Source organism: Protofrankia sp. CiT1 (assembly GCF_917627335.1).
GTDB lineage: Bacteria > Actinomycetota > Actinomycetes > Frankiales > Frankiaceae > Protofrankia.
This window is the reverse complement of the sequence record NZ_CAKJTP010000157.1, coordinates 3,069-9,728: the sequence shown is the minus strand read 5'-3', so window position 1 is coordinate 9,728 and position 6,660 is coordinate 3,069. Positions and strand designations below refer to the sequence as shown.

The 6,660-nt window shown below is 69.1% G+C and carries 4 protein-coding genes and 1 pseudogene; 3 read left to right on the top strand and 2 right to left on the bottom strand.

Annotated elements, in window-relative coordinates; genetic code table 11:
* A pseudogene (locus tag MJ785_RS18265) lies at window positions 1-2,214 on the bottom strand (phage resistance protein); the annotation flags it as partial.
* A gap of 302 nt (window positions 2,215-2,516) precedes the next feature.
* On the opposite strand from MJ785_RS18265, the gene MJ785_RS18260 reads away from it, so the two are divergent.
* Both MJ785_RS18260 and MJ785_RS18255 read left to right on the top strand, forming a co-directional pair.
* Entirely contained in the window at window positions 2,517-3,713 is a 1,197-nt protein-coding gene (locus tag MJ785_RS18260) for an XRE family transcriptional regulator (protein WP_239311430.1), read from the top strand.
* A gap of 3 nt (window positions 3,714-3,716) precedes the next feature.
* Window positions 3,717-4,181: a DUF4411 family protein gene (locus tag MJ785_RS18255; RefSeq protein ID WP_239381956.1), complete on the top strand. Its 465-nt coding sequence runs from the start codon at window positions 3,717-3,719 to the stop codon at window positions 4,179-4,181.
* Here the strand turns inward: MJ785_RS18255 and MJ785_RS18250 are convergent.
* Complete coding sequence (locus MJ785_RS18250; protein WP_239381954.1) at window positions 4,138-5,898, bottom strand: ATP-binding protein; 1,761 nt, start codon at window positions 5,896-5,898, stop codon at window positions 4,138-4,140. The genes MJ785_RS18255 and MJ785_RS18250 overlap by 44 nt on opposite strands.
* A gap of 543 nt (window positions 5,899-6,441) precedes the next feature.
* On the opposite strand from MJ785_RS18250, the gene MJ785_RS18245 reads away from it, so the two are divergent.
* On the top strand, window positions 6,442-6,633 hold the full coding sequence (locus tag MJ785_RS18245) for an FxLD family lanthipeptide (RefSeq protein WP_239340351.1): 192 nt from the start codon (window positions 6,442-6,444) through the stop codon (window positions 6,631-6,633).
* The last annotated feature ends 27 nt before the right edge of the window (window positions 6,634-6,660 follow it).

Below are 6,660 nucleotides of genomic sequence, written 5' to 3'. Positions count from 1 at the left end.
GTCCGCCGGGATCCAGCAGACCGCCCGGTGCGGCGTCCCACGGCCACGCAGCCGTTCGACCCGGGCCCGCGCGTCCACCGGCGGCCTGCCGGCGTCGTCGAACGGGTAGTCGATCACCAGCCGCCACGTCTGGGGATCGACCGGTTCCAGCTGGTCGTCACGCAGGTCCGAGCCGCGCAGCGAGCCGAAGATGACCTCGGTGGAGCGCCTGGAGCCTCGCCACACCAGGTCGAGCCGGTCGCCGTAGGCATCGTCGGTGACGGTGACGCCGAGCTCCTCGACGAGCAGCTTCCTGACCAGGGCGCGGCGGTTGCCGCCGCTGTCGTAGGCGGTCGTCTGGCTCAGGATACCGTCGATCTCGACGTCGACCAGCTCCAGGCCGACGCCGGGATCGCCACCTTCGACTGGCAGGTACTTGATCTCGCCGAACTGGCCGGCCCAGCGTTCGACCTTCTTGCCGACGACGCCGGCCTCGCCGCCCGGGATCGGGCTCGTGATGCTGCCGTGGTTGAGCGCGGAGAGCCGCCGCGGCGTCAGGTTGCGCAGCGCCGGCACGCTCGGCGCCAGCGCGGCGAGCAGCAGGGTCTTGACCAGCCGGTCGTCGGCGGTGAAGCGGCGGACCTTGACGGCCAGCTCCCCGTCGACGGCGGCGCGGGTCGCCTGGGCGCGGCGCACCCGGGCGAGGATGTCCTCGTCGAGGCCCTCCGTGTCGAGCAGGAACGGGCGCAGCTTGCGGTTGTAGAGCCGCTGCGCCGCCTCGAACTCGGCCTTGAGCACGTCGGTGAACGGGGCGTCCCCGCCCCGGGTGATGACGTCCCACAGATCGCCCAGCGCGATGACCTGGCCCAGGCGCAGTTCGTCCCGCTGCGCGACGAGCAGCTGGCGCATGAGTTTGAGCGCGGTCCGGTTGCGCTGCAGGGCGGCGGAGACGTGGACGAGGGTGTCCATGAACGCCGGGCTGAACGGGTAGGAGAGCCTGAACGCGTCCCGGTCGGCGCCGAGCTGGGCGCTGCCACCGAGCATCGTGTCCCACACCTCGGCGCGGACCTTCGCCGTCGTCTCGAACGCCTTCTCGATCTGGGCCGCCGCGGCGGTGTCCTTCGCGCGCAGCAGCCGCCGGTTGGCGATCAGCGGCAGGTTGCGGTCCTCCAGGATGATCTTATCGAACCGGCCGTCAGCCAAGGTGAGCACGTCGAGGAAGCTCAGCCGGACGTCGCCGGCGATCGACTCGCCGACCAGCTCCCGTAAGTCGCGCTGCCGGGCGATGAAGCTGACAACCGGGATGGGCCGGGCGCCGAGCCCACCCTCGACGAAGTTCGTGACCTTCTGGACCTCCCGGGAGACGAACCCCTGGTCACCCATGTTGTTCGCGAGCCAGAGGATCAGCTCGTCGAGGAACAGGATGACCGCGTCGTAGCCCAGCTCCTTCGCGTGCCGGGCGATCTCGCTCAGGCCCTGGTCGAGGGAGATGAAGCCCTCGGCGTCCTCGCGCAGGTCACGGTAGGTGTTCGGGAACCAGGTCGAGAGCAGGTCGGAGGTGAGCCGGCGGCGCGCCGCCGCGTCCGCACCGGTCGGGGTCAGGGCCGCGTCCAGCTCGGCGGCCGTCCAGGACGCGTCGTTGCCCCACTCGTTATCCTCGCCGCCGCCCGAGCCCGCGCGGTTCAGCTCCGTGAGGAAGGCCGCGTCGCCGACCTTCGCGCGCAGGCCGCGGGCCTCGTCGAGTAACGCCTCGGCCCGGTGCACCGCCGGGATCGGCGCCTCGGGGTGCAGCGTGCGCAGCCGGTCGGCGTAGCCGCCGAGAACCCGCTGCTCGATGGACTTCGCGCCCAGCAGGTGGAACGGGACGAGCAGGAACTTCTTGCCGGCCAGTTCGCCGTCATGCTTGCCGAGCACGGCGGCCAGGTCGTCGAGCGCCCGCGCGGCGGGCTCGCCGCGCAGCAGCGCGTGCAGCACCGCCATGAAGTGCGACTTGCCGGAGCCGAACGAGCCGTGCAGGTAGACGCCCTTGGACGCCCCGGTGCCCACCGCCTGCGCGATCAGGCCGAGCGCCTCGTCGAAGTTGTGCACCAGCCGGTCGGTCAGCACATAGTCGCGCATCGTCGCGGCCGCGTCGGCGACACCCTCGGTGAGCTTGAGGACGAAGTCGCTGTCCGACGTCCGCTCCGGGATGTCGATGACGTCGCGCAGCAGCGGCTGAGGCGACGGGCTGGTCATTCGGCCCCCCGAATTCCGGTCGTGCGAGTACTTGGGACTGCTTTGCCTGCGCGACAGCCAAACATACCGCGTTGTGTCGCAGGCTACCTTCACCGTCTGACGCCCCATCGGCGCTGGCCTTGCGCGAGCCAAGCCGATAGCATCTGAGCCGTCACTGATCGTTCATGCCCGCGCGTGGGGACAAGAGACAAGAGAGAGGAGTGTGGCTGATCGTCGGGCCGGCGCAATCACGCTAGGCTCGTTCGGGAAAGTGGTCACATGTCTTGTCCTGTACCTGCGGCCGAGGGGATGGCGATGGTGGTATGGCGCAGTCGATTCCCGCGCTCGTCGAACCCTCGGTTCTGCGGTGGGCTCGCCTCTCGATCGGGTTGACACCGATCGCGGCCGCACGCCGGATTGGCGTTCCGGACGGGCGCGTCGACGAGTGGGAAGCCGGCACCGTGCAGCCCACGATTGCGCAGCTGCGTGCGGCTGCGGTCGCCTACAAGCGTCCGTTGGGCGTCTTCTTCCTGCCTGCGCCACCTCACTCGTTCGACGCGATGCGCGACTTCCGGCGACTAGACGCTGGAGTGGACCGGGAATGGTCACCCGAGCTACACGCGGAGTACCGGAGGGCGCTTGCCCAGCGAGACCACGCGCTGGAACTGGCTGAGATCGATGAGCGACCGCCGCCCACCATCTGGAACACGGCCGCCGTCGCCGAGGGGGACGATGAGGAGAGAATCGGCGCCTTCGCGCGCCACGTCCTGACGACAACCCAGCCCGCCTCGCCGCCAGTGACCGGCACGGAGTACGACGCCCTCAATTACTGGACGTCAGCTGCGGAGGATGCCGGCATCCTCGTCATGTCGACGTCGCAGGGTCGAGTGCTGACCCGGGAGATGAGGGCGTTTTCGCTCTACTTCGACCAGTACCCGGTCATCATGTTGAACGGAAGCGACGCACCCCGTGGCCGGCTGTTCTCTCTGCTGCATGAGTACGCGCACCTTCTTCTGCACACCGGCGGGCTGTGCGACATGGTCACCAACCAGCGTGAGACGACAGCCGACCGGTGGCTGGAAGCCCGGTGCAACGCGGTGGCGGCCGCGGCCCTGATGCCGGCCGAGACCGTGATCTCCTGGCTGGAGTCGACAGGCCACGGCGAGGTGGACGAACAGTGGGACTATGTGGCCCTCCGGAGGGCCGCTGCCCCGTTCGGAGTGAGTGCCGAGGCATTTCTGCGGCGGCTGGTCACCCTCGGCCGCGCGAGCAGGGAACTCTACGAGGCCCGACGGCCGCAGTTCATCGCCGCGTACGAGGCGGACTCCGACCGCAGCCGGGGCGGTGGCAACTGGTACCGGAACGCCGCGCGCGACCTGGGAAAAGGCTACGTGCGTCGAGTAGCGGATGCACACCGCCGGCGGGTCATCGACAGTTACACGGCCGCCACCTATCTCAACGCGAAGGTGGGGCAGATATCGAAGCTGGCAGAGGAGGCAGCAGTTCGGCTGCCGGCATGACGGATGTCATTTTATTCATTCGACACCAGCGCGCTGATCAACGGGCGACGTGACCTGCTGCCTCCCGCGGTCTTCCCATCGCTCTGGCGCAATGTCGAGGAGATGATCGCGGCCGGTGACATCCGGGCGGTCGATGTCGTCAGGGACGAGCTGGCCAAGCGCGACGACGAGGTGAATACGTGGGCCAGCCTCCAGAGCGATTTGTTCGTCGCGCTCGGGCTCGAGATCCAGCAGGCGACGAAGACGGTACTCGCCTCGCATCCCAAGATGATGGGAAAGGGCGGTGGCCGGAACGGCGCGGATCCCTTTGTGATCGGGCTCGCCCTCGCGGTCGGTGGAATCGTTGTCACCGAAGAGAGCATGAGCGGAAGTATCGAACGGCCACGAATACCGGACGTGTGCGCGGCGCTCGGCGTACCCTGCCTCAGATTGATCGATTTCGTGGCCGACCAGGGCTGGAGCTGGTGAGGGGTAACTTCCGGCGCCTGCCCGGCTGGAGTGGGCAGGCGCCGGGGAACGCGATGACGGTGGGCGAAGCCCGGCGCTGCCCCTGGAGCCCCTCGGCGCTAACCCTGGAACAGGGTGATCGGGCGGCCGGCTGGGCTGGTCGTGGCGGTGATGGTCGTGCGCTCGTGGATGGGGGGAGCCGTCGGCCGGCGGTCGAACAGGAGCAGGGCGCCGGTGTCGAGCCGAGGCGGTCGAGGTAGCCGTCGAGCTGGACGAGTGCGGAGCCGAGGGGGTCGGCGTCGCCCTCGGCGCGGACCTTGAGCTCGAGGGCCTGGCGCTGCACGGCCCCGGCGCCCTCGGGACCGCGGTAGGGCCAGGTGACGAGGAGGTCGAGCCGGCCCCGGCCCACGCCGTACTCGCGCAGGACGGTGCCACCACCGTTCACCACCCGCTGCAGGTACGCCTGGAGAACGAGATGAGGCGCGGCCTCGTGGTAGATCTGCTGCGAGACGAGGATGTCGCCGTTGGCCGTCCAGAAGGCGGCGAACTCGGTGAGGAGCCGGGTGAAGTCCATCCGGCCGTCGGGAAGCACATAGGCGCGGGGGCGGGGGACGCCGGTGGCGTATTCCAGGACACCGTCGGTCAGGGCCCGGACGATGACCTCGTTGTAGATCGGGTTAGCTGGGCGGACCGGCGCGTCTTGGGCGAGCAGGCCGAGGTCGCGGACGTACTGGATGTCGTCGTTCTTCGGTCGCTGCGTTGGCGGGGTGCCGGTGATCAGTGGTTCGATGATGGCGCGGACCCGGGGATCGTTGAGCTTGTCGACCAGCGAGTCCAGGTGGGTGGCTCGGGCCTGGATGAGGCGCTCGGCTGCCTTCTCCACGTGCGCGGCGGTGATGGGGGTCGGTGGCGTCACCGCCATCTCGACGATGATCTCGTTCGCGAGCGCGTTGACCAGCCAGGGCTGTCCGTCGGTCAGTTCGAACGCCCGCTCGACCGCCCGGTCGGTGAACGGCTGCCCAGTGTCGGCGGTGTGCTGGCCGTAGAGTTCACCGATCTCGTGGGGGGTGAAGTTCCCGAGTCGTAGCGACTTGACGATGATGTTGAAGGGGCTGGGACCGCCCAGGCGGTTGGCGTTTCCGCCAGAGGCAGTCCCGGGGACCCGCGGAATCGCGAAGCGATTTCGGGGGTGGCAATCGCGAAGGTCGCGCAGGCCACAGATGGCGACCGACATGGGGAAGTTCGCTGGCCGTTCGGTGGCGCCGCTGCGCAGCTGGCTGAGCACGCTGATCAGCGTGCGGCCTTCCAGGGCGTCGATCTCGTCAAGGAAGAGCACCACCGGCCGCGGGCAAACCCTCGACCAGGCCGTGAGCCCGCTGCTCAGCACCGCCCCGGCGGGTGCCTCCGGCCAGGCCGGCGGGCGGAGCTCGGCGGGCAGGGCGTCGGCGGTCTTGTCCCCCAGCGTCCGGAGGATGGCGCGTTCGGCCGCGGCGACGTCCTCCGCCCAGGGCCTCCCGGGCTCGCAGGAGGTCAGCACCGCCGCGTATCGGCCGGTCGCGGTCAGTTCCTGGGCGAGCGTCCGCAGCGTCGTCGTCTTCCCCGTCTGCCGGGGAGCGTGCACGACGAAGTAGCCGTGCCGCGCCACGAGGCCGGGCACGTCCGGCAGCCGGGCCGACGCCGGGATCATGTAATGAAGCGCCGGGTCGCACGGACCAGCCGTGTTGAACCAGCGAGTCATGACGCACCGCCCTCCTCGGCCACGGGCACGGACCGATCGGCGCAACTCTACGGACCACCACCGACCGTTTACCCCCGGGCAGCCCGGCGACGGGGCCCTACGACGTGACCTACGAGCAGGAGTCGCTGGAACGGTTCCTCGCACCGTCCGGATGTATCCAGGACAGATGCGGTCCCTGTGGCCCGAGAGATCGACGAAATGGCCGAGGCTGCCGGCCTTGTGCCCCCGCAGTGCGAACGGCGTCGTTGACCCCACGACGGGGGGCAGCATCGATCTTGGACGCTGGTAGACAAAAGATCTCCTTCGTAAGGGTGACAGCCGCCGTGTGTGCCGCGGCGATTCGTGGCTCACGAACGTTTCGTCGTCAAGCCCTGGCCGATCGCCGAACGTGGAGGGCTCGCGGACCCTGTTTTCGCAGGTCAAGCGCCACCCGGAGCGCGAAGCCAAAGATTCTGACTGGTGGGAATGGTTCACGGGCCGGGACGGAGCATCGTTACGGCGCGCCCTCGGGGCGTTGCCCTGTTTCCTCCTTCGAAGGGGTTGATGACCATGACGCTTGGTGGTTCCGCGAGTGCGGTTCTGGAGCGGACCGAGGCGACACCGCTCGGCCTGCTGGACGAGTTTCAGCTCGATGTGCAGGTGACGGTCGAGGCGGCGCCCGGATACACGATCCGGGCGTGCGACACGAGCGACACCTGCGGTTCGACCTGTGCCTCGGCGTGCGCCAGCGACTGACCTGGTGACGGCTGCGGTCGCCGGCTC